26 protein-coding genes are annotated in these 26,805 nt (G+C 71.5%); 16 read left to right on the top strand and 10 right to left on the bottom strand.

Annotated features, from left to right (window positions below):
• From ACFFCA_RS17230 to ACFFCA_RS17210, 5 genes are all read left to right on the top strand, one after another.
• On the top strand, window positions 1–799 hold a 799-nt coding region (locus ACFFCA_RS17230; protein WP_375487015.1), incomplete at its 5' end, for an Abi-alpha family protein.
• A gap of 52 nt (window positions 800–851) precedes the next feature.
• A complete protein-coding gene (locus ACFFCA_RS17225; RefSeq protein WP_375487013.1) occupies window positions 852–2,459 on the top strand; it encodes an alpha/beta hydrolase in 1,608 nt (535 codons plus the stop codon).
• Window positions 2,447–3,154: an alpha/beta hydrolase gene (locus tag ACFFCA_RS17220; RefSeq protein ID WP_375487011.1), complete on the top strand. Its 708-nt coding sequence runs from the start codon at window positions 2,447–2,449 to the stop codon at window positions 3,152–3,154. Before ACFFCA_RS17225 ends, ACFFCA_RS17220 begins: the two co-directional genes overlap by 13 nt.
• Window positions 3,155–3,192: 38 nt before the next feature.
• Window positions 3,193–4,455, top strand: a complete 1,263-nt coding sequence (locus tag ACFFCA_RS17215) for a class I SAM-dependent methyltransferase (protein ID WP_375487017.1) — start codon at window positions 3,193–3,195, stop codon at window positions 4,453–4,455.
• Window positions 4,456–4,486: 31 nt separating this feature from the next.
• Entirely contained in the window at window positions 4,487–4,816 is a 330-nt protein-coding gene (locus ACFFCA_RS17210) for a TfoX/Sxy family protein (RefSeq protein WP_375487009.1), read from the top strand.
• Window positions 4,817–4,996: 180 nt separating this feature from the next.
• Here the strand turns inward: ACFFCA_RS17210 and ACFFCA_RS17205 are convergent, their stop codons facing one another.
• The 7 genes from ACFFCA_RS17205 to ACFFCA_RS17175 form a co-directional block, all read right to left on the bottom strand.
• Window positions 4,997–5,878 (bottom strand): alpha/beta fold hydrolase, encoded by an 882-nt coding sequence (locus ACFFCA_RS17205; RefSeq protein ID WP_375487007.1) that lies wholly within the window; start codon window positions 5,876–5,878, stop codon window positions 4,997–4,999.
• On the bottom strand, window positions 5,875–7,560 hold the full coding sequence (locus ACFFCA_RS17200) for a dipeptide ABC transporter ATP-binding protein (protein ID WP_375487005.1): 1,686 nt from the start codon (window positions 7,558–7,560) through the stop codon (window positions 5,875–5,877). Before ACFFCA_RS17200 ends, ACFFCA_RS17205 begins: the two co-directional genes overlap by 4 nt.
• Before the next feature lie 14 nt (window positions 7,561–7,574).
• Complete coding sequence (locus ACFFCA_RS17195) at window positions 7,575–9,257, bottom strand: ABC transporter substrate-binding protein (RefSeq protein ID WP_375487003.1); 1,683 nt, start codon at window positions 9,255–9,257, stop codon at window positions 7,575–7,577.
• Between the two features lie 11 nt (window positions 9,258–9,268).
• Window positions 9,269–10,309 carry an ABC transporter permease gene (locus ACFFCA_RS17190; protein ID WP_375487001.1) on the bottom strand — a complete coding sequence of 347 codons (1,041 nt, stop codon included), beginning with the start codon at window positions 10,307–10,309 and terminating at the stop codon, window positions 9,269–9,271.
• On the bottom strand, window positions 10,306–11,244 hold the full coding sequence (locus tag ACFFCA_RS17185) for an ABC transporter permease (RefSeq protein ID WP_375486999.1): 939 nt from the start codon (window positions 11,242–11,244) through the stop codon (window positions 10,306–10,308). Before ACFFCA_RS17185 ends, ACFFCA_RS17190 begins: the two co-directional genes overlap by 4 nt.
• A gap of 157 nt (window positions 11,245–11,401) precedes the next feature.
• Window positions 11,402–13,228, bottom strand: a complete 1,827-nt coding sequence (gene glmS / locus ACFFCA_RS17180; RefSeq protein ID WP_375486997.1) for a glutamine--fructose-6-phosphate transaminase (isomerizing) — start codon at window positions 13,226–13,228, stop codon at window positions 11,402–11,404.
• Between the two features lies 1 nt (window position 13,229).
• Window positions 13,230–13,754 carry a GAF domain-containing protein gene (locus tag ACFFCA_RS17175; protein ID WP_375486995.1) on the bottom strand — a complete coding sequence of 175 codons (525 nt, stop codon included), beginning with the start codon at window positions 13,752–13,754 and terminating at the stop codon, window positions 13,230–13,232.
• 195 nt (window positions 13,755–13,949) lie between these two features.
• Between ACFFCA_RS17175 and ACFFCA_RS17170 the strand changes: the two genes are divergently transcribed.
• The 6 genes from ACFFCA_RS17170 (at window position 13,950) to ACFFCA_RS17145 (ending at window position 20,467) form a co-directional block, all read left to right on the top strand.
• The gene (locus ACFFCA_RS17170) at window positions 13,950–15,185 is read left to right on the top strand and encodes a PIG-L deacetylase family protein (RefSeq protein WP_375486993.1); all 1,236 of its coding nucleotides are present in this window, start codon (window positions 13,950–13,952) and stop codon (window positions 15,183–15,185) included.
• Window positions 15,182–16,201 (top strand): ATP-grasp domain-containing protein, encoded by a 1,020-nt coding sequence (locus ACFFCA_RS17165; RefSeq protein WP_375486991.1) that lies wholly within the window; start codon window positions 15,182–15,184, stop codon window positions 16,199–16,201. Before ACFFCA_RS17170 ends, ACFFCA_RS17165 begins: the two co-directional genes overlap by 4 nt.
• Window positions 16,198–16,923, top strand: a complete 726-nt coding sequence (locus tag ACFFCA_RS17160) for a PHP domain-containing protein (protein WP_375486989.1) — start codon at window positions 16,198–16,200, stop codon at window positions 16,921–16,923. Before ACFFCA_RS17165 ends, ACFFCA_RS17160 begins: the two co-directional genes overlap by 4 nt.
• Window positions 16,920–18,428, top strand: coding sequence for a glycosyltransferase (locus ACFFCA_RS17155; protein ID WP_375486987.1), 1,509 nt, complete (start codon window positions 16,920–16,922; stop codon window positions 18,426–18,428). The genes ACFFCA_RS17160 and ACFFCA_RS17155 overlap by 4 nt, the downstream gene beginning before the upstream one ends.
• A complete protein-coding gene (locus ACFFCA_RS17150) occupies window positions 18,425–18,580 on the top strand; it encodes a hypothetical protein (protein ID WP_375486985.1) in 156 nt (51 codons plus the stop codon). Before ACFFCA_RS17155 ends, ACFFCA_RS17150 begins: the two co-directional genes overlap by 4 nt.
• A gap of 117 nt (window positions 18,581–18,697) precedes the next feature.
• Window positions 18,698–20,467 (top strand): hypothetical protein, encoded by a 1,770-nt coding sequence (locus tag ACFFCA_RS17145; RefSeq protein WP_375486983.1) that lies wholly within the window; start codon window positions 18,698–18,700, stop codon window positions 20,465–20,467.
• A gap of 25 nt (window positions 20,468–20,492) precedes the next feature.
• Here ACFFCA_RS17145 and ACFFCA_RS17140 read toward each other — a convergent pair whose 3' ends face one another.
• The gene (locus ACFFCA_RS17140; RefSeq protein WP_375486981.1) at window positions 20,493–21,737 is read right to left on the bottom strand and encodes an SGNH/GDSL hydrolase family protein; all 1,245 of its coding nucleotides are present in this window, start codon (window positions 21,735–21,737) and stop codon (window positions 20,493–20,495) included.
• A gap of 119 nt (window positions 21,738–21,856) precedes the next feature.
• Between ACFFCA_RS17140 and ACFFCA_RS17135 the strand changes: the two genes are divergently transcribed.
• Complete coding sequence (locus ACFFCA_RS17135) at window positions 21,857–22,720, top strand: LLM class F420-dependent oxidoreductase (RefSeq protein ID WP_375486979.1); 864 nt, start codon at window positions 21,857–21,859, stop codon at window positions 22,718–22,720.
• 38 nt (window positions 22,721–22,758) lie between these two features.
• A complete protein-coding gene (locus tag ACFFCA_RS17130) occupies window positions 22,759–23,082 on the top strand; it encodes a hypothetical protein (RefSeq protein ID WP_375486977.1) in 324 nt (107 codons plus the stop codon).
• Window positions 23,083–23,180: 98 nt separating this feature from the next.
• Here ACFFCA_RS17130 and ACFFCA_RS17125 read toward each other — a convergent pair whose 3' ends face one another.
• Window positions 23,181–24,035 carry an NmrA family NAD(P)-binding protein gene (locus tag ACFFCA_RS17125; protein ID WP_375486975.1) on the bottom strand — a complete coding sequence of 285 codons (855 nt, stop codon included), beginning with the start codon at window positions 24,033–24,035 and terminating at the stop codon, window positions 23,181–23,183.
• A gap of 99 nt (window positions 24,036–24,134) precedes the next feature.
• Between ACFFCA_RS17125 and ACFFCA_RS17120 the strand changes: the two genes are divergently transcribed.
• Genes ACFFCA_RS17120 through ACFFCA_RS17110 form a run of 3 tightly spaced genes read left to right on the top strand, consistent with a single transcriptional unit; the run spans window position 24,135 to window position 26,489 of the window.
• Window positions 24,135–25,466, top strand: coding sequence for an FAD-binding oxidoreductase (locus ACFFCA_RS17120; protein WP_375486973.1), 1,332 nt, complete (start codon window positions 24,135–24,137; stop codon window positions 25,464–25,466).
• 7 nt (window positions 25,467–25,473) lie between these two features.
• The gene (locus ACFFCA_RS17115) at window positions 25,474–26,028 is read left to right on the top strand and encodes a TetR/AcrR family transcriptional regulator (protein WP_375486971.1); all 555 of its coding nucleotides are present in this window, start codon (window positions 25,474–25,476) and stop codon (window positions 26,026–26,028) included.
• Between the two features lie 53 nt (window positions 26,029–26,081).
• Entirely contained in the window at window positions 26,082–26,489 is a 408-nt protein-coding gene (locus tag ACFFCA_RS17110) for a hypothetical protein (RefSeq protein ID WP_375486969.1), read from the top strand.
• A gap of 24 nt (window positions 26,490–26,513) precedes the next feature.
• Here ACFFCA_RS17110 and ACFFCA_RS17105 read toward each other — a convergent pair.
• On the bottom strand, window positions 26,514–26,805 hold a 292-nt coding region (locus ACFFCA_RS17105), incomplete at its 5' end, for a hypothetical protein (RefSeq protein ID WP_375486967.1).

Genomic DNA, 26,805 nt, shown 5'->3' with positions numbered 1-26,805 from the left:
CGCCCGCACCGAGCCCCCGCCACCCGCCCAGGTCGTCGCCGCCGCCGGCAACGCCGTCGTCACCGCGGCCCGGGTCGGACGGCTGCTGGGCCGGTCCTACTGGCGGGTGGCCCGGCAGCTGCCGGGGGTCGGGGTGGTCGAGGCGCAGGCGCAACGACTGGTGCAGGCCGCCGAGCAGGAGTTCGCCCGGCTGCTGGAGGTGCCGCAGCACCTCGGCGCGGCCGCCGCCAATCCCGAGGAGCTGCGGGTCATGTCGCTCGTCCGTGACGCGGCGGACGACGCCGAGCCACTGCGCACGGCGATGACGGAGCTGCTGGACCGTTCGTCCGAGGCCGACAGCGAGCGCAGCCGCGAGTACCTCTTCGGTTCGATCGTCAGCCAGCTCGTTCCCGACGAGGCCCGGGTGCTCGCCGCCCTGGCCGACGGCAGGGCTTTCGCCGTCGTGGACGTCGTCCAGAAGGCGAACGGCCGGTCCGGCCACGACCAGCTCGTCCTCGCCAACGTCTCGACCGTCGGTACGGCGGCCGGGCTGTCGGCACCCGGCAACGTCGGCACCTATCTCGGCCGGCTGCACGGCTTCGGGCTGATCGAGTTCACCCACGACCCGGCGCACGTCGACGTCCAGTTCGACGCCCTGCTGCGCGATCCGTCCGTGGTCTCGGCCCGGGCCGGCATCGACGCCGGCCGCCAGGGCAACGCGAAGATCGTCCGCAAGGCCGTGGTGCTCTCCGCGCTCGGCCGGGACTTCTGGACGGCGTGCGCCCCGCCCCACGCACGGCTGACCCGGCGTTCGGGGTGACGGGCCGACCTGCACAGCCGGTCGACACGATCCCGCAGGTAGGTTGATCAGCGTGCCTCGCTCCCCCGGTTCGCGCGCCCGGCTGAGTCTCGTGGGCGCCGCGCTCGCGGTCACCACCCTGGTCGCCGCCTGTACCTCGACGGTCGACGGGACAGGCAGTACGGGTTCCCCGTCGGCCGCCCAGTCGTCCTTCCCCGCGTCCTCGTCGGCGTCGTCGGGGGCCGGCTCCGCGCCGCCGCAGGCACCGGCGAAGTTCGGCAGCTGCGCCGGGCTCTACAACACTTCCGCCGTCACCCTGCCGTCCGACCGTGCCGGCAAGATCGAGTTCTCGTGCGCGCAGATCCGGGTCCCGCTCGATTACGCCGAGCCGAACGGTCGCACGATCTCGTTGGAGCTGGTCCGGGTCCACGACCGCGACAACACGTCCTCGAAGGGCAGCCTGCTCGTCAACCCCGGTGGGCCCGGCGCCAGCGGCAACGTGTTCGCACTCGGGTACACGGCCAGCGTCCCGCTGACGCTGCTCAAGAACTTCGACCTCATCGGTTTCGACCCGCGCGGCATCGGTGCGTCCTCACCGATCAACTGTCTGAGCGACGCGCAGAAGGACACCATCAACGCCGCGTCGCCCGACATCCGGACGAGCGCCGGGTTCGCCTCGGCCCGCTCGACCGCCGCCATGATTGCCCGGTCGTGCTCGAGCAAGTACGGGTCCGCCCTGCCGCAGTACAACACCGTGAACACCGCACGCGACATGGACCAGATCCGCCGCGCCGTCGGCGACGAGCAGATGAACTACCTCGGTTTCTCCTACGGGACCGAGCTGGGTTCGATCTACGCCCACCTGTTCCCGTCCGTGGTGCGCGTCATGGTGCTCGACGGCGCGGTGAACCCGCTCACGAGCGACATCACGGCGTTCGCCGACCAGCTCCAGGGCTTCGAGAGCTCCTTCGACCAGTTCGCCACCTATTGCCGCGCCCACTCGCCCTGCAAGTCACTCGGCGACCCCCGTTCGGCCGTGTACGCCATCCAGGCCAAGGCGAAGGCGTCGCCGATCCCGACGTCGGCGGCCGGTGACAGCCGCAAGGCGACGCTGTCCCTCGTCACCACCGGCGTCCTGCAGGCGCTGTACTCCGAGTCGGAGTGGCCCACGCTGGGCAACGCCCTGGTCCAGGCGCGCAAGGGCGACTCCGCCGGCCTGCTGCAGCTGGCCGACGACTACAACCAGCGCTACGACGGCAAGTACACCAACATCTCCGACGCGAACACGACGATCGGATGCAACGACAGCAAGAACGGCCCGACCGACGCCCAGATCCGGGCCACCGCGAAGCAGTGGGCCACGCGGTTCCCGATCTTCGGGCTGCAGAACGCGTCGTCGCTGTTCACCTGCCAGCAGTGGCAGAAGACCCGTACCGCGCTGCCGCTGCCGACCGCCAAGACGCCGATCAAGGTGCTCGTCGTCGGCAACCTGCACGACCCGGCGACGCCCTACAAGGGTGCGGTCGACCTGGCCCGCACGATGGGCAACGCCGAACTGCTGAGCTGGGACGGCGAGGGGCACACCTCCTTCGGGCAGGGCAGCTCGTGTGTCGACAACTACGTCGAGCGCTACCTGGTCGACCGCACCCTGCCGCCGAACAACAAGACGTGCCCGAAGTAGCGCCGGCGCTGCACGTCGACGCGCCGACGGGTACGGCGCGGGCCGTCGTCCTCGTGCTGCACGGCGGCCGGTCCCGCAGCCACATGCGCGCCCGGGCCGGCCAGCTCGCCGTGCTGCGCATGCAGCCCTTCGTGACATCGCTGCGTCGCGCCGGCCGCAGCCACGGCCTGGTGGTAGCCCGGGTCCGGTACCGCTACCGCGGCTGGAACGGCGACGAGCAGTCCCCCGTCCCCGATGTGCGGTGGGCACTGCGTCAGCTCGACGAACGCTTCGGGGCGCTCCCGTCCGCGCTGGTCGGGCACTCCATGGGCGGGCGCGCGGCCATGTACGCGGCCGGACACCCGAGCGTGACCACGGTCGTCGGCCTGGCCCCGTGGATCGAGCCCGGCGACCCGGTAACGCCGCTGGCCGGGCGCGCCCTGCTCGTCGCACACGGCACCGGGGACCGGATGACCAGCAACGTGGAGTCGGCGCGATTCACCCGCGAGGCGGCCGCCGTCACCCGGTCCGCGAGCTACGTGGCCGTCGACAACGACGCGCACGCGATGCTGCGGCGTGCGCCCGTGTGGCACCAGCTCAGCACCGGCTTCGTCCTCGCCGGACTGTTGGGTACGGACCCCGACGGAACCGTTCCGGAGCCGATCGCGAAGATAGTCTCGAGGGCGCTGGCGGGCGACGCCCGCCTCGAGGTCTGACCTGACCTGAAACCACAGGGCGGAGGCACGACGTGGCGATAACCGACACCGGCAAGACCACCCAGACCCCCACGCACGGCATCGACGCACTCCGCTGGCCGGACGTCGCCACCGTCCCGAACTCGCCGGTGCGGGCGGCCATCGCCAAACGCCTGTTCCGCCACGCGGCGGGCCGGTTGCCGATGCGCGTCGTCGAGCCCGGCGACCGGTGGGCCGACGGCGGCACCCATGACGACCCGGTGTTCCGGCTCGTCCGGCCGGACGCGTTCTACCACCGGGTGGGCGAGACGGGCACCATCGGCTTCGGCGAGGCCTTCATGGCCGGCGACTGGACGTCCGACGACCTCGCCGGGGTGCTGTCGGCGTTCGCGTCGAACATGAAGGACATGATCCCGCCGTTCCTGCACAAACTGCGCAACGCGGTTCTGAGCGTGCAGCCGCACAGCGGTGACAACACCGTCGAGAACGCACGCAAGAACATCCGCCAGCACTACGACCTGTCCAACGACCTGTTCCGGCTGTTCCTGGACGAGTCCATGAGCTACTCGTCCGCGATCTTCGCCGGCGAGCCCGACCACTCTCCCGAGCCGCTGGCCGACGCGCAGCGTCGCAAGATCGACCGTCTGCTCGACAGCGTGGGAGTGACCGCCGGAACCTCCGTGCTCGAGATCGGCACCGGCTGGGGCGAGCTGGCCCTGCGGGCCGCGGAGCGCGGCGCCAAGGTCACCACGCTGACGATCTCCACCGAGCAGGCGGAGCTCGCCCGGCGCCGCATCGCCGACGCCGGCTTCGCCGACCGGGTCACGGTCAAGCTGCAGGACTACCGCGAGGCCACGGGCCGCTACGACGCGGTGGTCAGTGTCGAGATGATCGAGGCGGTCGGCGCGCAGTACTGGGACACCTACTTCGAGACCATCGACACCCTCCTGGCGCCGGGCGGGCGCGTCGGGCTGCAGGCCATCCTGCAGGACGACTACACGGTCCTGGCCACCAAGGACACCTACACCTGGATCCGGAAGTACATCTTCCCGGGCGGGCAGCTGGCCTCGGTCGAGGCCATCGAGCGCACACTTGCGGCGCGAACCTCGCTGCGGGTGGCCGACCGTTTCAGTTTCGGTCGGCACTACGCCGAGACGCTGCGCCGGTGGCGCGAGACGTTCGAGGCGAACGCGGACGCCGTCGACGCCCTCGGCTTCGACGAGGTCTTCCGCCGCATGTGGTCGCTGTACCTCGCCTACTCCGAGGCGGGCTTCCGGACCGGCTACCTCGACGTCCAGCAGTTCACCCTGACCAAGCCCTGACCAAGCCCTGACCCGCGGTCATACTGGCCGTATGGCCTACGACCGGGACCTCGCCGAGCACGTGCGCTCCGTCCTGCTCGGGTCACCGGGCGTCACCGAGAAGGCGATGTTCGGCGGGCTGGCGTTCCTGGTGCACGGACATCTCGCGGTGGCGGCCGGCGGCCGCGGTGGGCTCATGGTGCGGGTGGACCCGGACCGCACCGAGGACCTGCTCAACGACCGGGCCGCGACGCGGTTCGTGATGCGCGGGCGCGAACTGGACGGCTGGCTGCTGGTGGACACCGATGCCGTCGGGGAGGCCGAGCTCGCCCAGTGGATCGACCTGGGTGTCGAGTACGCGCGGTCGCTGCCGCCGCGCTGACCCGACCGGGCGGCAGCGGCCACGATGGCGACCCACCAAGATGCTGGGACGGTGCCCGCTATCGACTCCCCAGTCCAGACTGTCGGCATCGTGACGCAGGGCCCCGAGGGCATCGAATTCTGTCTGGACTGACCGTTACCGGCGGTGGTCCGCCCGGTGATACGCCCCGGGACCCACCGTTCAGGCCGATGGTCGCGGCGCGCCGGCGACCAGCTCGTCGAACATCTGGTCGGCCGCCCCGACCGCGATGGACAGGTGCCCCTCACCCGGCAGCAGGTGGGCGGTCACGCCGGGGACGTGCTCGGCGAGCCACTCACCGTGGCGGAACGGGACCATCGCGTCGGCACTCCCCTGCCAGAGGAAGACGGGCACCGTGAGGTCGGCCAGCTCGAAGCCCCACGGACGGCAGAACGCGAGGTCGTCGTCGATCCAGCCGTCCGCCCCGTCACGCAGACCGTCGCGCAGGGCGGCGGCAAGGTCCTCGCCCAACTCGCCGGTCAGCACCGCGGCGTCGACCGGCGGGATTAGCGAACCCATGCCTTCGACGACTCCCGCGGCGTCGGCGTTCCGTAGCCCGTTGGACCAGTCCTCGAGCACCGGACGCAGGGCGTCCTCGCCCCGGAAGGCCAAGCCGAACTCCTCGATGTTCTCCTCGCCCATGCCGGTGAGGAAGTCCAGGTCGGTGCCGGCCGGACCGACCCCGGCGATGACGAGAACCCCGGCCACGCGATCGGCCAGACGGGCGCCGGTGGCGAGCGCGTGCGGACCGCCGCCGGACCATCCGGCGACGACGCACCGCGATTCCTGCAGATGGTCGAGCACGGTGGCCACGTCGGCGGCAGCATCGACAACCGCGCGCCCGGGCTGGCGGGTCGACGCCCCGTAGCCGGGGCGCGCATAGGACACCAGGCGCAGGCCCCGGTCGTGGGCCGCCCGTGCCAGGCTGCCGAACTGGTGCGCCGAGCCGGGTGTGCCGTGGTGGAAGACCAGCGGCATCGCGCCCTCCGGCCCGCTGACCTCGACCTCCAGCTGCCGGCCGTCGGGAGTTGCCACAAGGGTCATGCGAGCGATCCTAGGTGCTGCTCCCGACGCTCCCTGCGTCGGCGCTGCTCACGCGGATCGGCGACCGGGGCGGCCTCGAGCAGCTGGACGGTGTACTCCGCGCGGGGGTGCGTGAGCACCTCGGCGGTGGCGCCGTACTCGACCACCCGGCCGTCGTGCATGACGGCGACCTCGTGGGCGACGGCCGCCACGACCGCGAGGTCGTGGCTGACGAACAGGCAGGCGAAGCCGTACTGCTGCTGCAGGTCGCGGATGAGGGCCAGGATGCGGGCCTGGACCGAGACGTCGAGGGCGCTGGTCGGCTCGTCGGCCACGAGCACCCGCGGTTGCAGGGCCAGGGCGCGGGCGATGGCCACCCGCTGGCGCTGCCCACCGGACAGCTGGTGCGGGAACCGGACGGCGTGCTCGGGGCCGAGCCCGACCGAGCTCAGCACGTCGTCGACCCGGGCGGTGCTGCGGTCGCCGGACCAGCCGGCCAGTCGCAGGGGCTCGGCGACCGACCGCGCCACGGTGTGCCTGGGGTTCAGCGACGAGCCGGGGTCCTGGAACACGATGCCGACCTCGCGCTGGGCCGCACGCAGGCGTGACCCCCGCAGACCGGCGAGATCGACGTCGCCAACCCGGACGCTGCCGTCGTCCGGACGCAGCAGGCCGGTCAGGCAGCGGGCCAGCGTCGACTTGCCCGACCCGGACTCGCCGACCAGGCCGAGCGTGCGCCCGGCCGGGAGGTCGAGGGTGACGTCGTCGACCGCACGCAGCACGCTGCGCGCACCCGCGCGACGACGACGGGCTCGGTAGGTGACCGACACGCCGCGCAGACTCGCCCCGGACGCCGGCGCCCCGTCGACGCCGGTCGCCGGCGAGGGAGACGACGACGAGCCCGCGGAGGTGGCGAGCGACGGGACGCTTGCCAGCAGGTCGCGCGTGTAGTCGGCCTCGGGGTGCAGCAGCACCTGCTCGACCGGCCCGCGCTCGACCACCGAACCGTCACGCAGCACGATGATGTCGTCGGCAAGGTCGGCGACCACGCCCATGTCGTGGGTGATGAGCAGCACCGCGGTGCCGGCGGCCGCGAAAGACCGCAGCAGGTCCAGGATGCCGGCCTGCACGGTGACGTCGAGCGCGGTCGTGGGCTCGTCGGCGATGAGCAGCGCCGGCTTGCACGAGGTGGCCATGGCGATCATGGCCCGCTGCAGCTGACCGCCGGACAACTGATGGGGGAACGACCGGGCGATGCGGTCGGGATCGTCGAGGCCGCTGCGGCGCAGCAGGGCAGCCACGGCCTGGTCACCGGACTCGCGGTCGTGGGCCTCGAGGGCCTCGGCGATCTGTCGCCCGATCGGGTAGACCGGGTCCCACGCCGCCATCGGCTCCTGGAAGACCACGCCGACGGCGGCGCCACGCAGCTGCCGCAGGGCGGCCGCGTCGGCGGTCGCCACGTCGACCTGGTCCCCGGTCGCGGTCCGCACGCGGATCGCGCCGGTGACCCGCGCCTCGGCGGGCAGCAGACGCAGCACCGACAGTGCCGACACCGACTTGCCGGAACCCGACTCGCCCACCAACGCCACGACCCGCCCGGCCGGCACGTCGAGGTCGACGCCGTGCACGACCTCCTGGTCGGCGCCGTCGCGGTCGTGGAACGCGACCCGAAGGTCACGTACCTCGAGGACGGGTTCGCTCATGATCGTCGGGCTGGTCAACCCGCGAGCGAGACGCGCAGGTAGTTGGGGTAGTTCGGGAACTGCGAGTCGTCGAAGTTACGCACCCCCGAACCGCGCAGGAACGCGTTGCGGCTGTAGAGCAGCGGCACCACGGGAGCGTCCTGCATGATCCGCCGGTCGGCCTGGGCCCACAGCTTGTCGGCCGCGGTGCGGTCGACGGTGCCGGTGGCCTTCGCGATCAGGCTGTCGACGGTGCTGTTCGAGTACCGCGCGATGTTGTAGTTGCCGTTGCCGATCTGGTTCGACGCGAACAGCGGCGAGATGTTGCCGTTCGCGCTGGGGAAGTCGGGCTGCCAGTCGGTGACGGTCAGGTCGTAGTCACCCTTGTTGTTGGTCATCGTGTCCAGCTCGGTGTTGTCGTCCTGGGGCACGATCGTGGTCGAGATGCCGACCCGCTTGAGGCTCTGCTGGACGGCCTCGGCCTGCGACACGTACGTGCCCTCGTTCCGGGTCAGCAGTCGCAGGTGCAGGTTGGTGGCGTTGGCGGCGGTCAGCAGCGCCTTCGCCTTGGTGACATCGCCCGTCTGCGGCCCCGGGTAGGCGTTGTAGGCCACGCGGCCGGGGATGCCCGGGGTGATGAGGGTGGTGGCGATGGCTCCCTGCGACGACCCACCGGCCTGCAGCTGGAACGCGCGCTTGTCGATCGCGTACTCGATCGCCTGGCGCACCCGCACGTCCGCGAGCGCCTTGTGCTGGACGTTCATCGCCAGGTAGACGAGGGCACCCGGGTTCGACACCGCCAGCCGTGCCTTCGCGCTCGCGTTGGTGGCGATCTGGTTCAGCTGGGCCGGTGGGACCGGCTCCGCGCCGAAGGCGTTCTTCGCCGCGCCGGTGTCGGCGATCAGTTGCTGCGCCGCGACCGTGTCCTGCTGGCCGAGCTTGACGACGATCTTGTTCGGGCCGCCGCTGCGGACGCTGTCGGTCTTGGCGCTCCAGAACTTGTTGCGCACCAGCGTCAGGGCGGTGCCCTCCTTGTAGCTCTGGACGACGTAGGGCCCCGAGCTGACCGGGTGGTTGCCGTAGTTCGCCGGGTTGGCGTCGGCGGACTTGGGCACAGGCGCGAACGCCGGCATGGAGGCGATCCACGGCCAGTCGCCGTACGGCGTGGTCAGGTGGAACACGATGGTGCGCGCGTTGGGCGTGGCGATGGACGCGAGCTGCTTGCCCGTGTACGGGCCCTTGTAGGAGTCGCCGCCGACGAGCAGCGCCTTGTGGTAGCTCAGGCCGCCGGACAGCTCAGGGGCGAACGAACGCTCGATGCCGTACTTGATGTCGCTGCTCGTGACCGTCTGGCCGTTCGACATCTTGATGCCGGACTTCAGGGTGTAGGTCCAGGTGCGGCCGCCGTCGCTGGGCGTGCCGGTATTCGTGGCCAGGTCCGGCACGTACTTGGGCTGGTGACCGGGCCGGACGTCCCAGGTCGTGAGCCGCCGGTAGAGCAGGCCCGACGACGTGATGGCCAGCGACTGGCTCTTGGCCGGGTCCGTGACGAACTGGGTGTTCTCCTCGTACACGGTCAGCGTGCCGCCGCGCTTCACCGGGGCGCTGTCGGCGGAACCGTTCGACTGCTTGGACGAGCCGGTGGAGTTGGCGTGGCAGCCGGCCAGGACGAGCCCGGTGGCGGCGAGGGTGCCGGCGACGGCGAGCAGGCGGTTCATGCGCATTCCTTTCACGAGCCGGTCGCGGCGGTGCGCGGGTCCAGCAGGGCGTAGACGAGATCGACGACGAGGTTGGCCAGGATGATGAGGAACGCGGAGAACAGCGCGATACCGAGGACGACCGGGAGGTCGACGTTGTAGACGGAGTCGACGAGCAGCGCTCCGAGGCCCTGCATGCTGAAGATCCGCTCGGTGATCACGGCGCCGCCGAGCAGCACGCCGAGGTCGATGCCGAACAGGGTGATGACGGGCAGGAGGCCGTTGCGCAGGCCGTGCCGGAGCAGTACCTGCCGCTCGCGCAGACCCTTGGCCCGCGCGGTGCGGATGAAGTCCTCACCGAGCACTTCGGCGACCTGGTTGCGCGTGTACCGGGTGTACGCCGCGGCCGAGGTGAACGCGAGCACCAGCCACGGCAGCACGAGGTGATAGGCCCACTGCCCGACGTTCTGGGTCAGCGGTACGTAGTTGCCCACCGGCAACACGTTGGCCTTGAAGCCCAGCAGGTAGATGCCGACCAGCCCGACGAGATACGTCGGCGCGGAGACGCCCACGACCGTGGACGCGAGCGCTGCACGATCGACCCACGTCCCCCGGCGCACGGCGGCCACCACGCCCGTCACCACCCCGAACAGCAACCAGATGACAGCGGCCCCGATGGCAATGGAGGCGGTGACGGCGAAGCGGTCGCCGACGACGCTGGTCACGGACTCGTCGAGCCGGAACGAGTACCCGAAGCACGGTGCCCCGCAGTGCACCTGGGCCGAGCCCGACCCGTACGTGCGGCCGGCGACGATGCCGAGCAGGAACTGGCCGAGCTGCACGTACCAGGCGCGGTCGTAACCGAGGAAGTGCCGCACCTCGGCCCGTCGCTGGGCCGTGCACGGCTTGCCGCACGACGCGAGCGACACGTCGCTCGGCAGCGCATGGAAGATCAGAAACGTCAGCACGGCGATGATCAGCAGGACGACGACCGTCGCGAACAACCGTCGGGCGGCGTAACCGAGGCCGGGCAGGACGGCCACCGACCATGCCGGGGTGCGGATGCCGGTCATCGACGTCCGCCCGCCCGCGGGTCGAAGGCGTCACGCAGACCGTCGCCAAGCAGGTTGAACGCGAAGGTGATCACGAACAGGGCACCCGCCGGGCCGAGCAGGTACCAGGGGTCGGTCGCGATCCACGCGATGGCACTGCTGATGGTGCGACCCCACGACGGGGTCGGCGGCGGCACGCCCACGCCGAGGAACGCGAGCGCCGCCTCGTACCCGATGTTGTACGGGATGGCGACGGTGACCACGACGATGAGGATGCCGAGCAGGTTCGGCAGCAGCTGTTCGCGCAGCACGTGCCACGGCCCGCCGCCCATCGCCCGCGAGGCGAGCACGAAGTTGCGCCGCACGAGCGACAGGCACTGGGCGCGCACGATGCGTGCGGTAGGCGGCCATCCGAGGAACCCGACGATCAGCGTCACCAACAGCCACTTCGGCAGGGCCGTGGGCGCGAACGCACCGAGCGCGATCATGAATATCAGCACCGGGATGCCGAACATGACGTCGACGACCCGGCTCAGCAACCGGTCGATCCAGCCGCCGAACAGCGCGGCCGCGGCGCCCACGACGGTCCCGATGACCGTCGAGATCACGGTGGCGGCCAGGCCGACGAGGATCGACGTGCGTGCGCCGTAGACCACGATGCTGAACAGGTCCCGGCCGGTGAGTGGTTCCACGCCGAACCAGTGACTGCCGCTGACCCCACCGAAGGCCCCGCGCGGCGCTCCGCGACCGTTGAGCACGGACCGGTGGTAGGTGTACGGGTCCTGACCGGGGATGCGGACCACGAGCGGGGCCGCCAGGGCGACGACGACCACGATGACGATGACCACGACGCCGGCCACGGCGGCCCTGTCCCGCAGCAACAACCTGAGCGCCGAGGTGCGCACGGGCCGGGCCGAACCCGGAGTCGATTCTGCGGCGGCATCCATGGTCGTCATCGGTGCGCTCCCGCGGACCGGTTGCCGTTCATGGCCTCGACAGTAGCTCGCCTATGGATTCGATAGGCAAGCTACCTACGGCTCCGTCTTCCCATCACAGTGGTTGTCCGGCGGGACCGCACGACAGCCGCAGCGATGGGGAGGGCGTCCGGACGGGTTACTCGACGGTCACGCTCTTGGCCAGGTTCCGGGGCTTGTCGACGTCGCGGGACAGCGTGTTGGCCACGTGCAGGCTGAACAGTTGCAGCGGGATGTTGAGCAGGATGGGCTCCAGCTCGGGTTCGACCGCGGGTACGCGCAGCACGTGATCGGCGAGCCCGGCGGGCACGTTCGCGCTGGTCACCACGAGCACGCGTCCACCGCGGGCCCGGATCTGCTCGATGGTCGACAGGTTCTTGGTCAGCAGCTCGTCGTTCGGGACGACGACCACACTGGGCATGGCCGGATCGACCAATGCCAACGGGCCGTGCTTCAGCTCCGACGCCTGGTAGGCCTCGGCGTGGATGTAGGTGATCTCCTTCAGCTTCTGCGCCCCCTCGCGGGCGACCGGGAAGCCTCGGTACCGGCCGATGAAGTACATGCTGCGCGCGTCGGCGTAGGCGCGGGCGATCTCTGCGATCTCTGCCTCGCGCGAGACGACGTCGTCGATCGCCGCCGGGAGGTCGGCCAGGCCGCGCACGATGCGCGCGCCGGCACTCGCTCCGAGGTCGCGGGTGCGCCCGAGGAGCAGGCCGAGCAGCACGAAGCACGCCGACATGTTGGTGACCGCCTTGGTCGACGCCACCGAGAACTCCGGCCCGGCGTGGATGAAGACGCCCTGTCCGGTCTGACGCGCGATGGCGCTGCCCACGCTGTTGACCATGCCGATGACGGCCGCGCCCTTGCGCTGCAGCTCCTGCACGGCCATCAGCGTGTCGATGGTCTCGCCCGACTGGCTGACGGCCACGTAGAGCGTGTCCCGCTCGACCACCGGGTTGCGGTAGCGGAACTCGGCGGCCGGTTCGGCGTCGGCCGGGATGCGCGCCATTTCCTCGATGGCGACCGCGCCGAGCTGCCCGGCGTAGTACGCCGACCCGCAACCGAGGATCTTCACCCTTCTGATCGCGCGCAGCTCCCGCAGGTCGATGTTGACGCCACCGAGCCGGGCCGTCGCGTTGCGCTCGTCGAGGCGTCCGCGCAACGCCTGGGCCAAGGCCGCGGACTGTTCGTGGATCTCCTTCTGCATGAAGCTGTCGAAGTCGCCCAGGTCGAACGGGTCGGCCGTGACCGGCTCGGTGACGTGCTCGGAGTCGGCACTCGAGACGACGGGGCCGAACCCGTCGGACCTGACGGTGACGACCTCGCCGTCGGCGAGATGCGACACGTGCGACGTGCGCCGGACCAGGGCGGCCTCGTCGGACGCGACCAACGTGGCGTTCTCGGCGAGGCCGATGACGATCGGGCTGCCGTTGCGCGCGACGACCAGTTGGTCGGGGAACGACGGCGACAGCACCACGAGGCCGTAGGTGCCCACGACCGACTCCAGCGTGGCTCGCACGGCGTGTTCGAGAGTGGCCGCACCCGCCTGCAGGGCGCGACCGACGAGCTGGGCGAGCACCTCGGTGTCGGTCTCGGAGGAGAAGGTCACGCCGTCGGCTGCGAGCTGGGTGCGCAGGCTGTCGGCGTTCTCGATGATGCCGTTGTGCACCACCGCGACCCGACCGGTCACGTCGAGCTGCGGGTGCGCGTTCGCCTCGCTCGGTTGTCCGTGGGTGGCCCAGCGGGTGTGCGCGATCCCGGTTCGTGACGGATGGCCGCGGTCGACGACAGCGCGCAGGTCGGCGACCCGCCCGACCGACTTCGCGGACGTCAGGCCGTCGCCGTCGACGACGGCGAGCCCGGCGGAGTCGTACCCGCGGTACTCCAGCCGCTGCAGGCCCTCGAGCAGGGTGGGGATCGCCGCAGGGGCGTCGTCGGTCCCGACGACCGCCACGATGCCGCACACGTCAGACCGCCCGGGCCGGTGCGCCGACCGCCAGCTCGCGGGAGATCTCGCCCGCGATCCCGGTCAGGGCGGACAGCTCGTGGTCGGTCCACTGCCTCGGCTCGGCACCGGCCACGCAGAGCACGCCGACGACGTGTTCGGCGTTGCGGACCAGCACGCCCAGGTAGGCGCCGACGTCCCCGTCGCGCACGGCCGGGACGGTCGACACCCGGGTGTCGTCGTGCGTGTCGGGGATGACGAGCGCTTCGTCCAGGCGCAGGGCGGTGGCACAGATCGTGTCCTCGAACGGCAGCGTCTCGCCTCGTTCGTCCGCCGTCTCAATTACCGAGGGTGTCGTGTGACATGTACTGAGTGTGATCTGTCGGTCGGACAGCATCGACAGGCTGGCGACGTCCGAGCGCAACGAGGCGGCCGCGGATCGCACCAGGGCATCGATGCGGGTACACGATTCCGGCGAGGACAGGACGTCGTCGACCAGGTCCTGGGCTCGTCGGGCTCGTTCGGACAGGACGACGCCACCGGACATGTGCGCTCCTTCGGGTGAGCTGCCGTGTGCCCGACACCGTGTCGCGCTTTACAACTATCTCACATCGTAGGTAGATTACGGAACTGCTCGAGGCACTACGTCGGACCCCTGCCGACCGGAGATCACGCAATGCCGCCAACACCTGACATCACGCGCCGATCGTCCCTCCGCGGCGAGCCCGATTCCTCGGACATCGTGGCGCTGCGAGGGATCGACCCCGACATCACCGTCCTGCGTGACTGGGCGCCGAGGATCGCACTGGTCGTGGGGCAGGCGTTGCACCCGGCGATCGTCAGCGTGCTCCGCACCTTGCAGTTCCACCCGGTCGTGGTCTCCCCCGATCAGGCCGTCTCGGTGGTCCGCAGTCTCGGACCGACCGGCTTCTTCCTGCTCGGCGCCGACGTCTTCGCCGACGACCACTCGGTCGAGGCCGTCCAGGCCTGGCACCGGGCCTCGCCCAGCGCGCGGGTCAAGCTGGTCTGCCCGGCGGAGCGTCGCGACCCGGACGTGCTGCTGCGAGCCCTGCGGGCCGGCGTGACCGACGTACTCGACCCCGACGACAGAGACGCGTGCGAGACCTCGCTGCGTCGGGGCATGACCGCTGCCGGCGCGGCGCGCGAACGTGTGCTCGCCATCGGCGCGCATCCCGACGACGTCGAGATCGGTTGCGGCGGCACGCTGCTCGATCACCGGATGCGCGGCGACCGCATCTCGATCCTGACGCTGAGCCGCGGCGCGATCGGCGGCGACACCCAGCAACGCGTGACCGAGTCCGGGGCCACCGCCGACGCCCTGGGCGCGCAGCTGCTGTTCGCCGACCTGCCGGACACCGAGATCGACGACGGGGTCCGGACGATCAGACTGATCGAGAGCGTCATCCAACGGCTGGACCCCACCGTCGTCTACGTGCACTCGGCCCACGACAACCATCAGGACCATCGTGCGGTCAGCACGGCCGTGCGCAGTGCGGCCCGGGGCGTGCGCCGGGTGTTCGCCTACCAGTCGCCGTCGGCGACCAACGACTTCCTGCCGACCCAGTTCGTCAACATCGACGAGACGGTGCGACGCAAGGTCGAGCTGCTGGCGCTGTTCCGTTCGCAGGACGGACGCAGCTACCTCGAGCCCGAGCTCGTCACCGCCGGCGCCAGGTACTGGGCGCGGCACCTCGCGGCGAGCGCGCGCTACGCGGAGCCGTTCGAGGTCGTGCGTTCCGTCGGCGAACTGCGGCACAGCGTCACGAGCCCGGTTTTCGAGGAGGCGTCGCAGCCGACGCAGGAGCTGACCGTGTCCCCGGTCGCGCTCCACGCCGTACCGCCTGTCATCGCCAGCGACGACAACGGCCCGGCCCTGGACGCCCTGAAGGCCTCGGCCGGCGCACCCCGTACCGACCCCACGACGAGCACGTCCGGCGAACTGGCAGGAGCATCGTGAACGATCCGCAGCTCGGAACGGTCCTGGTCACGGGTGCGGGCGGTGCCGCTGCCGTCACCGTGCTGCGCAGCCTGCGCGGGCACGCCCAGCTGGTGGCGGCCGACATGGACCCGGTCGCCGTCGGCCTGTACCTCACCGACGCGTCGAGACGCCTACTGCTCCCCCGCGGCGACGACCCGGAATTCGTGGACACGTTGCTGGCCGCGGCGATCGAGCACGGGGCCGATGTCGTCGTGCCCACCGTCGACGTGGAGCTGCGCGACGTGTCCGCGGCGCGCGACCGGTTCGCCGCGCACGGCATCGCGCTGCTCGTCGAGTCCGTCGAGACGCTGGACATGTGCCTGGACAAGTGGGAGCTCATGCAGGCGTGCAGCCGGGTGGTGCGCGTCCCCGGCACGGTGCTGTTGCGATCACGCGCCGACCTCGACGACGTGCGGGCGCTCGGCGAGCCGTTCATCGTCAAGCCCCGCCGCGGCGCGGGAGGTCGCGGCTTCCGGATCGTGGCCTCGGTCGACGACCTGGAGGACGCGGAGTTCGACGGCTCGATCATCGCGCAGGAACTGCTGCCCGGCGCCGAGTTCTCCATCGACGTCCTGGCGCGGCCGGGCGGCGGCGTCGTCGCGGCCGTGCCCCGACGTCGGGACAAAGTCGACTCCGGCATCGCCGTCGCCGGACGCACCGTCGCCGACCTGGTGCTCGAGTCGTTCGGTCGCAAGGTGGCCGAGGTGATCGGCGCCCAGGGCGTCGTCAACGTCCAGGCCAAGCTGGACGCCTCCGGCCGCCCGGCGCTGCTCGAGGTCAACGCGCGGTTCCCGGGCACGATGGCACTGACCCAGGCGGCCGGTATCGACATGCCCCTGCTCGCGGTGCAGGCGCTGCTCGGGCACCCGCTGCCGGACCACATGGACTACCGCGAGGTGGCGGTGGTGCGGCACTGGGAGGACATCGCGGTCCCCGTCGAGGAGTACGCCGACATCCCCTCGGCGCGGCCACGGGCCCAGCTCGTGACGGGATGATCCCGATCGACCGTGGGTCCGACCTGCACACCCACTCGACCCTGACCGACGGTGCCGACTCGCCGCAGCGGATGGCCGATGCCGCCGCCGCGGCCGGGTTGCGCACCTGGGGGCTCTCGGACCACGTGCGGACGACGAGCGACTGGGTCGTCGACTACGTGCGGACGGTCCGCGGTCTGCGGGTCGCGGACCTCACGATCCGCTGCGGGGTGGAGGCCAAGATCCTCGACACCACCGGTGCGCTGGACCTGCCGGCGACGCTGCCCGAGCTCGACTACGTACTCGTGGCCGACCACCAGTTCCCGTCGGCGTCCGGTCCGGTGCACCCGCGCGAGATCGCCCGCCGGGTCGACGCCGGCGAGTTGCCGGCGCGCGCGGTGGTCGACGACCTGATCGGCGCGACGGCCGCGGCGGTCGCTCGTGCGCCCTTCCGGCCGATCGTGGTGCACCCGTTCAGCCTGCTGCCCAAGATGGGGTTGTCCGAGGGCGACGTCCACGACGAGCACCTGCGTTCGCTCGCCACGGCCTGCCGGGACGCCGGCGCCGCGATCGAGATCAACGAGAAGTGGCGCTGCCCGTCCTCCCCCGTCGCCCTGCGCCTGCACGCCCTCGGAGTCGAGCTGGTGGCGGGAACGGACGCGCACCGGTGCGCGGACGTCGGGCGGTGGTCCTACCTGGACGAGGTCGCGCGCGACGGGGCGTTCGCCGCCGCGGGCCCATGAGTTCGCTGGCCTCGGTGGGGCTCTGGACCCTCAGCCTGTTCGTCCTGCTGGGCGCGGTGCCGAACGCCGCCACGATCCTGCAGACCCTCTACGCCGCGTGCCATCGCTTCCGTGACCACTACGACGACGACCAGGTCGAGCTGACCGAACTGCCGCGGGTCGCCGTGCTCGTGCCGGCCTGGAACGAGGCCGCCGTCCTGCGTTTCAGCGTGGACCGGATGATGGCCCTCGACTACCCCGCCGACCGGTTGCGCCTCGTCGTCGTCGACGACGCGAGCACCGACGAGACGCCCACACTGATGGCCGAGAAGATGCGGGCCTACCCGGGTCGCGTGCTGCACCTGCGTCGCGCGAAGGGCGGCGAGGGCAAGGCGCACACCCTCAACCACGGGCTGCGCCAGATCATGGCCGACGACTGGGCCCAGGCCGTGCTGATCACCGACGCCGATGTCGTGTTCGAGGCGACGTCGATCCGGCGGATGACCCGCCACCTCGGCGATCCCGAGGTGGGTGCGGTGACCGCCTTCATCAAGGAGGCCAGTGAGCCACCGAACTGGATGAACCGCTACATCGGCTACGAGTATGCCGCTGCCCAGGCGGTCGGCCGGCGAGCGCAGAACGTGGCCGGTGCCCAGGCCTGCCTGGCCGGCGGCGCGCAACTGCACACGCGCGCCAACCTGGAACAGCTCGGCGGCCTCATGGACACCACGACGCTCGCCGAGGACACGGTCACCACGATCCTGACCCAGCTGGGCGGACGGACCGTGATCTTCGACGGCAACGCGCACTGCCTGGCCGAGGAGCCCGCCGGCGTCGTCGGGCTGTGGAAGCAGCGCCAGCGGTGGTCACGGGGGAACCTGCAGGTGGCACGTCGCTTCCGCGGTGTGTTCTTCCGCCCGTCGCGTGAGCACCACCTCGGCGGGATCTGGTTCGGCCTGATGTGGTGGTCGACGCTGCTGCTGCCGGGGTTCATGATCGTTGCCTCGGCGGCGCTCGCCGTGTTGTGGTGGCTCGACGCCAATCGCGGGCACCAGCTGTTCACGCTGCTGTGGATCACGAACGCCCTCGGGTTCCTGTTCACGACCGCCTTCACCCTGGCCGTCGACCGCGGGGTCGCGGGCCGCAGCTGGCGCCAGGCGCTGTACTTCCCGGGTCTGATCAGCCTCACCGTGATGGCCTGGGTCCTCGCGCCCCGACCGATGCACTGGCTGGTCCGACGGGTGTGCGTCGACGTGGGCCTCGGGTGGAGCCACGAGACGCGGTCGTACCTGGCTCTGGCCGCGTACGTCTGGATCTCGGTCTGCATGCTCGCCGCGTGGGCGGTGTATCGGCTCGACAAGGCACGCGACCTGGGCCGGCTCGGCGGCGTGCTGCTCTTCGTCGTCGGCTACGGCCCGTTGCTCTGCGCCATCACGTGTGCCGCGTACGTAGCCGAGCTGCGCGGCGCAACCGCCACGTGGGACAAGACCGAGAAGACCGGCAAGGTAGGGGCAGTGGTGGCATGAGCGACGCGGTGGAACAACGTGCGATGGAGGAACGCGCGGCGGACGAGCTGGCGCACGACCGCCGCGCCGAGCGGCTCCTGCTGTGGAAGGGGCTCGCTGCGCTCGTTCTCGTGGTCATCGTGGCCTACGTGCGGCATCGTTACCTGGTGTAAAGCGCTCGAGTGCGAGGCCGCCGGACCTTGGACCCGACATCGGCGGGACGTTAGACCCGGGCTCCTGCGAGGTAAAACTTCTGTGAGGCAAACGCCTGCAGAGCAGGAGAGTCCCCGATGCGCGGTGTCCCCGGTGGACGGATCATGGCGGCGGTGCTCACCGCCGCCGCCGTCGCAGGCGTCGCCGTGATCGCCGGTGGTCCCGCGTCGTCGGCGCACGCCGATCCCTCGACGCCGCAGTCCGGAGCCCGCGTCGCCTCCGCCGCACCCACGAGCCCCCAGGGTCGGGCCTGGAGCTGGATCGAGTCGCAGCGCGGTTCGGGCACCGTGGTCACCAGCGCCTCCACCATCACCGCCCGGCAGAGCTACTCCGACGACTGGACCGGAGCGGTCTCGGGCACGTTCGCACCGCGCGGCGTCAGCTCACCGGTGACGGACACCGCGTCGATCGTCGTCGACTCCCCCACGCAGGTGCCGGATGACTACGCCGGCACCGTGAGCGGTCACATCACGCTCGCGCCGTCAGCCAACCGATGGATCGTTCAGGTGTACCGCGACACCGACACGGGCCGCACCCAGGTGCCCCTGCAGACCCTCGTGGCCCCGGACGGGACGTTCACGGTGAATCTCGGCGCGGTGTCGAACCCGCCCGCCGGCACCTGGGCCCTCGGCCTGCTCGATGCGACCAACTCCTACGCGCCCGCGGGTACGCCGTGGCCCGGCGCCACCTACGACCACTGGCAGGTGCGCGCCTACGTCGTCACCGACACCGCCTACCTGGTGGCCGAGCAGCCGGCACGCGCCGACGGCACGTTCAGCTTCCCGAGCAGCCGCCCCGGCGCGAAGGTGTTCCAGCTCGTCGACACGAGCACGAACGCCGTGCTGGCCGAGCAGGCGCCGGACTTCGGGCTCGTCCGCTCCTTCGCGGGCGGCACCCGCGTCTACACCTACGACCAGGCGCTCACCGTCCTCACCGCGACCGCGCTGGGCGCCGACGCCACCTCGTTCACCGCCGGTCTGATCAACCTGCAGGCCGGCGACGGTGGTTTCCGGGAGTCCGCCGACGTGCGCAACCCCGCCGCCGGCTCCGCGATCGAGCGCACCGGAATCTCCGCCGTCGCCACCTACGCGCTGCTCAGGCGGGCGCAGACCATGAGCGCCTCCGATCCGTCGAGGGCGGCGGTCGTGAGGGCTGCACGCGCCGGGCTGTCCTGGCTGCTGGGCCGGCGACGCGCCGACGGACTGGTCGGTGCCGGCACCGGGGACTACTCGGCCGACGGGACCGTGGACCCCTCCGCGCGCCCGGCCTGGGTGTCGACAGAGCACAACCTCGACACCTGGCAGGCGCTGCACCTGGCCGCGTCCGTGCTGCAGGACCCCGGCTACGCCTCCGACGCCGCGACCCTCGACACCGCGATCGTCGGCACGCTGTGGAACGGGGCCGCCGGGCGCTTCCTGCAGGGGCTGGCCCCGAACGGCTCCCCCGACACCACCGACCCACTGGACGTGAGCTCCTGGGGTGCGCTGTTCCTGCTCGCCGCCGGCCACCCGGCGCTCGCGGCGCAGGCGGCAGCGCACCTGGACGCGTTCGCCTCCACGGCGTCGGGGACGGGCTACCGGGCCTACTACCCGCAGCCGGCGTTCCCGGCCGCGCCGGCGAACGTCTGGGTCGAGGGTTCGGCGGGCGTGGCCGTCGCCCGCGCCCGCGGCGGTGACGCCACCCGATCGGCGCAGGACCTGGCGAACATCGCCGCGCTGCAGCGCAGCGACGGGTCGTTCCCCTACGCGACCCGGGCGGACGACGAGACGGGCATGAGCACGCAGAGTTCGGTCACCGCTACGGCCTGGTTCGTCCTGGCGTCGGCGGACCAACCCGCCATCTGGTGATCAACGGGCTCACATGGTTTGCGGCTCAGTGCTGACGACGGGCCCGGCGACCGACCAGCAGCAGTGATGCGCCGGCCGCGAGCAGCAACGTGCCGAGCAGCACCGTCGCACCCACCGGCGTCCGTGAACCGGTAGCGGCCAGCGGTGCGGCGCTCGCGCCACCGGACGTCGCTGATGTGCCGGTGGTGGGCTCGGTGGTGGCGGACGAGGTGGTCGGTGCCGCCACCGGCGCGAACAGCTGCCGTACGACAGGGTTCAGCGCGTCGGCCATGGCGGTCGTGCCGCGCAGGTTCGGGTGCAGGACGTTCAGGCCGCCGTCGTCCGGTGTCAACGGCTCGACCCACCGGGTGCTCTCCGGCTGGCACGCCGAGTGCGACAGCGACGACGGGTAGATGTCGGCGTAGGAAGCCCCGAGCTGCTGCGCCGCCTGACCGATCCCGGCGTCCAGCCTCTGCTGCAGGACCTGCAAATAGGGGATGTCGGTGTCGGTGAACGGCAGCGCCGACGGGAAGGGGTTGATCATCGACGTCGGATCGGCATTCTGCTTGAGGCTCGTGTAGCAGCCACCCTTCGGCGTGTTCTTCGCGTCCGGCGCGATGGCCGGGTAAGCGATCACCGCGACCTTCGCCTTCGGCGCCGCCTTCTGCACCGCGGCGACCGCGGCCTTCACCTTCGCGATGACCGACGGCAACTTGTCGTACGGGTTGTCGGCCTTGCCGCCGTTCGCCGACGTGGGCGCCGAGAAGTAGTCCCGGCAGGTCGCATATTGCAGCAGCCCGGCACCAAGCTTGCCGTTGCCGATGACCCTCGAGGTCGAGTCACCAGGCGGTGTCGCTGCGCACGCACCGGCGATGCTGGTGAAACCCAGGTCGTTGCCACCGATGGTGATGGTCACGAGGTCGGGCTGGATTTTCTTGAACACGTCCAGCTGCGGCGCGGGGTCCGGGGTTCCCGTCACGTCCTGCGAATTTGTGAAGTCCACGGTCGTGGCCCCGCTGCACGTGACGTCGGTGAGCTTCAGCCCCAGCTGAGCGGCGAGGATGTGCGGGTAGTCGCCCGTCGTCTGATCGCAGCCTACGACCGGCTGACCGGTCGCCACGGACGGCGGTGGCAGCTGGTAACCGGCCGCGTAGGAATCACCGAGCGCCACATAGGTCTTGCCCTTGGTCGAGGCGGGCGGTGCGGCCCCTGCCGACCCGGACGTGCCGAGCACGACGGCTCCGCAGGCGACGGCGGCGACGGACAGGGCGAGGAGACTACGACGCAGCAACGAGCACGCACCTTTGCGCAGGAGAACCGGCGGGGAGCCGGCCGGGGCAGCGTATCCGCAGGTCGGCGTCCTGCCCAGCGGTGGCCGGACCCCGAGATACGCGCACTAGCGTCGGGGTCATGCAGATCGGCGTCGTGTTCCCCCAGTCCGAGCTCGGCGGCGACGCCGGCGCAGTGCGGCACTACGGCCAGGCCGTCGAGCAGCAGGGGTACCGACACCTGCTCGTCTACGACCACGTGGTCGGCGCCGACCCGGACGTGCACGCGCCGTGGCGCGGGCCCTACGACGTCGACACCACCTTCCACGAGCCGTTCGTACTGTTCGGCTTCCTGGCCGGGTTGACGTCGCTCGAGCTGGTCACCGGCGTGATCATCCTGCCGCAGCGCCAGACCGCGCTCGTGGCCAAGCAGGCGGCCGAGGTCGACTTGTTGACCGAAGGTCGCTTCCGGCTCGGCATCGGCGTCGGGTGGAACCAGGTGGAGTACGACGCGCTGGACCAGGACTTCACCACCCGCGGGCGACGCAGCGGCGAGCAGGTCGAGCTCATGCGCCGGTTGTGGACGGAGCGTTCGGTGGACGCGACAGTCGACGGCGAGCGCGTGCACGGTGCCGGCATCGCGCCACTGCCCGTGCAGCGCCCCATCCCGGTGTGGTTCGGCTGCTCGTCACCACCGGCCTACCGTCGCGCGGGTCGGCTCGGCGACGGCTGGTTCCCGCAGGTGCAACCGGGTCCCGACCTGGACGCGGCGCGCGCGGTCGTGGACGGTGCGGCACGGGACGCCGGCCGCGACCCGGCCGCCCTCGGCATGGAGGGTCGGGTCAGCTGGCGCGGCGACACCGACGAGACCGTCGCCGCCGTCGAGCAGTGGCGCGCAGCAGGGGCGACCCACCTGTCGGTCAACACGATGGGCGCCGGCCTGACCTCGGTCGACCAGCACGTGGCGGTGCTCGATGAACTCGCGGCGGCGCTACCGTCCGGTTGAGCGTCGGAGGCAGCACCGTCGCGCGTAACGTCGCTGCCATGGCTCGTCACCGTTCCCCCGTCCCGACCGCACCGGCTGTGGCGGCCGGGCTCATCGGCGGCTTCGCCGCCGCCCGCTACTCGGGGCGGCGTGAACTCGGCGGAGCCGTTCTGGCCGGCGCCGGCGCCTGGTGTGCACGATCGTGGCTGCGCTCGTCCGGCCCGGGCGTCATGGGCGTCCTGCTCGGCACCTACGTGGGCGCGTTCGGCGGGTCGCACGGGCTGGCCAAGAAGATCGGCGCCTGGCCGTCGGTACTGACCGTCACGGCCGTGGCGTCCGGCGCGGCCTACGCACTGGCCGACCGCACCGACACGTCGTTCTGAGCGCGACGGACGGCTCGTAGCCCGGTGGCGGCGGTGCCTCTACCGGCCACGACCGCGCGTCAGCGTCCACGTCCGCACCGGCGCGGCTTGCGCCTCGATCAGCCCGACCGGTGCGCCGTCACCCATCCGGCAAGGTCGAGGACGCCCGGGTCGATCTCACGCGTGCGGGCGAAGTCGGCCTCGTAGGCCGGGGTGTCGACGAACCAGCGGAACATCGCGGCCAGGTCGTCGTCCAGGGTGTCGGTCGGTACCGCCTCGTACCGCGCGTCCCGGCCGAGGACACGGCCGACGGTCGCGGCCATCTGCTCGCCGGTCCGCTCGTCGCCGGCGATCTCGAGTGCGGTGCCGCCCAGCGCCGCAGGATCGAGCAGGGCGGCCGCCGCCACCTTGCCGATGTCGACGACCGAGATCATCTGCAGCGGGACGTCGCCGGGCATGGGCAGGCGCAGCACCAGCGGATCCTCGGAACCCAGGTCGAGCTGTTGCGACAGGTTCTCCATGAAGAACGCGGGGCGGACGAACTGGCAGTCGAGCACCGACTCGGCATGCTCCTCGACGCGGCGCTTGCTCTCGAAGTGCGGCACGCCGGACCCGCGCTCGGCCCCGCCGACCGACGAGTAGACCGCGCGGGGAACGCCGGCTGCGGCCGCGGCGTCGACCACCGCCCGCCCCCGCCGCGTCTCGGCGTCGGTGCCGCCCGACTCGGCGAACGTCGTCATCAGGAACAGCGCGGACACGTCGGCAAACGGGCCGCGCAGCGAGTCCGGCTCGTCCTGGTCACCGGTCACCACGTCGACGCCTCGTCCGGCCAGCGCGACGCTGCGGTCGGACGTGGCGTCACGCACGACCGCCCGTACGGACGCACCCGCGTCGAGCAGGGCGTCGACGACGGCGCCACCCTGCTGACCGGTCGCCCCCAGCACGACCACGGGACGGGGGTCACTGGACGTCATGGCTGCTCCCTGGTTGACGATCGAGTTATCCGGACGAAATACTCCGCTTACCGTAGCGGACCAGCACTGCGCCCGCACGGTCGACCGACGGAGGTACGGATGACCGACGGAGCAGAGCTGCTCGCCCCGGGCGACAAGGCGTACGCCGCAGCCACCAGGCCGCACAACAGCGTGGGTGTCCAGCGCCCGGCCTTCGTCGCCCGGCCGCAGGACGCCGACGACGTGGCCGCCGTCGTGGCCGAGTGCGCCCGGCGCGGGCTCACCGCCCTGCCCCAGGCCACCGGGCACGGTGCGGGCGGCACCGTCGGCGACGACACGGTCCTGGTCGACACGTCCGCACTGAACGACATCGCGATCGATGCCCAGGCGGCCGTCGCGCGGGTCGGCGCCGGCGTCACCTGGGGCGCGGTCAACGCGGCGGCCGAGCAGCACGGCCTGCTGGGCCTGGCCGGCTCCGCCCCATCGGTGTGTCCGAGCGGGTACACCTTCGGCGGCGGGATCGGCTGGCTGTGCCGGCCGCACGGGATGGCGGCCGGCGCGCTGCGCAGCGTCGTCTACGTCGACGGGCAGGGCACCGTCCGCACCGCATCGGACGACGCGGCCGACGAGCTCGACCGCGAGGCGATCTTCGCGTTCCGCGGTGGCGGCGGTGTCGGTATCGCCACGACGCTGGAGTTCGACCTGTTCGCCGTCGAGGACCTGTACGCGGGTTACCTGCTGTGGCCGGCCGAGGCGCTCGACGCGGTGGTCGCGGCGTGGGTGCGCACCATCGACGACGTGGGCGACGACGTGTCCACCAGCATCTCGCTCCTGCACGCCCCACCCGCGCCGCCGTTCCCGGAGGCGCTGCGCGGCACGCCCGTGGTCCACCTCGCTGTGGCGGCATCCCGCGGCCCGGCCGGGGCGCAGGTGCTGCTGGACTCCGTGCGCTCCGCGGTTGAGCCTGCCGCAGACACGTGGGGCAAGGCCGACGCCGCCACCCTGGGCTCCATCCACCTCGACCCGCCGCCCGGCACGCCGGCGATCGGGCAGGCCCGCTGGCTCGACGCATCGGCACCCGGGCTCGTCGCGGCGGCGCTCACGGTCGCGGCACCCGCGGACGCGCCGCTCGCCATGATCGAGGTACGCAGCGTCGGCAACACGGCGGCGGCGCGACCCGGCGCCGAATCGTCCGTGCCCGGCCCGTTCGTCGTGCATGCCGTCGGAGGTCCGCCGGCCGGCGAGGACGGCCGACGCGCGCTGCAGCAGGCCTTCGACGCCGTGCGAGCGGCCGTCGCCCCGGCTGACACCGGGCGCAGCCTCGGTTCCTGGGTCGAGGGGGCGACCTCGGTGCCCGACGCGCTGCCCGTCGAGACCCGGACCCGCGTGCGCGAGATCGCCGACCACGTCGACCCGCACGGCACCATCGCCCGCAGCCGCGTCCTGGTCTAATGCGGTCGTGCGCAAGGACGCGGCCGAGAACCAGGAGCGGGTGCTCGCTGCCGCGGTGGTCACCATGCTGCGCGAGGGACACCACGTGCCCATGTCGGCGATCGCGGCCGAAGCCGGCGTCGGTGTCGGCACGCTGTACCGCAAGTACCCGAACCGCACCGCACTGCTGCAGGCGCTGACCGAACGCGCCTTCACGCTCCTGGCGTCGTTGATCGAGACGGTCCTCGCCGGCGACGGGACGGGGCTGGAGAAGCTCGACCGCTTCTGGGACCTCACCATCAACGAGCACGACCAGCTGGTGCTACCGCTGGGCGGTGGTCCGCAGAAGCTCACGCCAGGCGCGCAGGCCGGGCGTCGCCGTCTCAATCGCGGCCAGCGTCGCATCGTCGAGATCGGCATCGCGGACGGCACCATCCGCGACGACACCACGCTCGCGGACGTCATCCACTTCGGCGCGATGCTCGTGGCACCGTTCGCCGGTGACCTGGACTGGCCGGTCATCGCCCGCCGGCAGAAGGAGATCCATCTCGCCGGCCTCGCCGGGCCCACGACTCGGCGCTGAGCCCCCCACCGGCCTGGACCTGATCATCGGGCCGGTGCTGCACACTGTTCGCCGTGGCGTATCACGAGGCCTTCTGGGCGACGGCGGCGACGGTTGCGTCGGCCATCCTCGTCGCCACCGCTGTGGCGCTCGGGCAGTCGGTCGACACGATGGTCGAGCGGGTCCGCGAGCAACGAACGCACGACGCACCGGGGTCGGAGCAGTGGAGCTGGGCCCGACGCAGATCGCTGGCGCTGTCCTACCTCTACGCGCTCGGGTCGCTGCTGCTGACCATGATCGCGTTGTTCCTCTCGATGATCTGCCTCCTGCAGGATTCCGACGTGCTCCCGCCCTGGGTCGGCGCGGTGCTGCTCTTCGGCGGCATCGTCCTGATCTTCCTGCAGGTGTTCGCGTCGGCGGACGCCAAGCTGGCCGAGGTACGCGGTCACCACAAGCGCGACGACGGCTCCGCGTTGTCCTGACGGCCGCCCGGCCGGGAGAGACCGTCAGTTACCGTCCGACACGCTGACCGTCGCGGACGGCGACCGGCGGGCAGGTGAGGTCGGGACCGTCCGGGAGGTGCTGGGCGGTCCGGTGGGCGTCGTCCGGCTCACCGACGCCGACACCTTCAGCCGGCAGAAGCCGGTCACCTGCCCCGAGCCGCCGGCCGCCTGCACGAGCACCGAGAAGCGTGGCGAGTCCTTGGCTCCGCCCGGCCCCGGCGGCAGCGCCAGCCATTGACGGCACAGCCCGGCGAGGTCGGGGGACGTGGGCGGGCGGGTCGTTCCCGAAGACGAG

The organism is uncultured Jatrophihabitans sp. (genome assembly GCF_964252635.1).
GTDB lineage: Bacteria > Actinomycetota > Actinomycetes > Mycobacteriales > Jatrophihabitantaceae > Jatrophihabitans.
This window is presented reverse-complemented; position numbering and strand designations above follow the sequence as displayed.

Bases quoted from the DNA above. Each gene is read 5' to 3' on its own strand.
- ACFFCA_RS17210 (WP_375487009.1), top strand. From the start codon at position 4,487: ATGGCCTACGACCGGGACCTCGCCGAGCACGTGCGCTCCGTCCTGCTC.
- ACFFCA_RS17205 (WP_375487007.1), bottom strand. From the start codon at position 5,878: ATGACCCTTGTGGCAACTCCCGACGGCCGGCAGCTGGAGGTCGAGGTC.
- ACFFCA_RS17200 (WP_375487005.1), bottom strand. From the start codon at position 7,560: ATGAGCGAACCCGTCCTCGAGGTACGTGACCTTCGGGTCGCGTTCCAC.
- ACFFCA_RS17195 (WP_375487003.1), bottom strand. From the start codon at position 9,257: ATGAACCGCCTGCTCGCCGTCGCCGGCACCCTCGCCGCCACCGGGCTC.
- ACFFCA_RS17190 (WP_375487001.1), bottom strand. From the start codon at position 10,309: ATGACCGGCATCCGCACCCCGGCATGGTCGGTGGCCGTCCTGCCCGGC.
- ACFFCA_RS17185 (WP_375486999.1), bottom strand. From the start codon at position 11,244: ATGACGACCATGGATGCCGCCGCAGAATCGACTCCGGGTTCGGCCCGG.
- ACFFCA_RS17175 (WP_375486995.1), bottom strand. From the start codon at position 13,754: ATGTCCGGTGGCGTCGTCCTGTCCGAACGAGCCCGACGAGCCCAGGAC.
- ACFFCA_RS17160 (WP_375486989.1), top strand. From the start codon at position 16,198: ATGATCCCGATCGACCGTGGGTCCGACCTGCACACCCACTCGACCCTG.
- ACFFCA_RS17155 (WP_375486987.1), top strand. From the start codon at position 16,920: ATGAGTTCGCTGGCCTCGGTGGGGCTCTGGACCCTCAGCCTGTTCGTC.
- ACFFCA_RS17150 (WP_375486985.1), top strand. From the start codon at position 18,425: ATGAGCGACGCGGTGGAACAACGTGCGATGGAGGAACGCGCGGCGGAC.
- ACFFCA_RS17145 (WP_375486983.1), top strand. From the start codon at position 18,698: ATGCGCGGTGTCCCCGGTGGACGGATCATGGCGGCGGTGCTCACCGCC.
- ACFFCA_RS17135 (WP_375486979.1), top strand. From the start codon at position 21,857: ATGCAGATCGGCGTCGTGTTCCCCCAGTCCGAGCTCGGCGGCGACGCC.
- ACFFCA_RS17130 (WP_375486977.1), top strand. From the start codon at position 22,759: ATGGCTCGTCACCGTTCCCCCGTCCCGACCGCACCGGCTGTGGCGGCC.
- ACFFCA_RS17125 (WP_375486975.1), bottom strand. From the start codon at position 24,035: ATGACGTCCAGTGACCCCCGTCCCGTGGTCGTGCTGGGGGCGACCGGT.
- ACFFCA_RS17120 (WP_375486973.1), top strand. From the start codon at position 24,135: ATGACCGACGGAGCAGAGCTGCTCGCCCCGGGCGACAAGGCGTACGCC.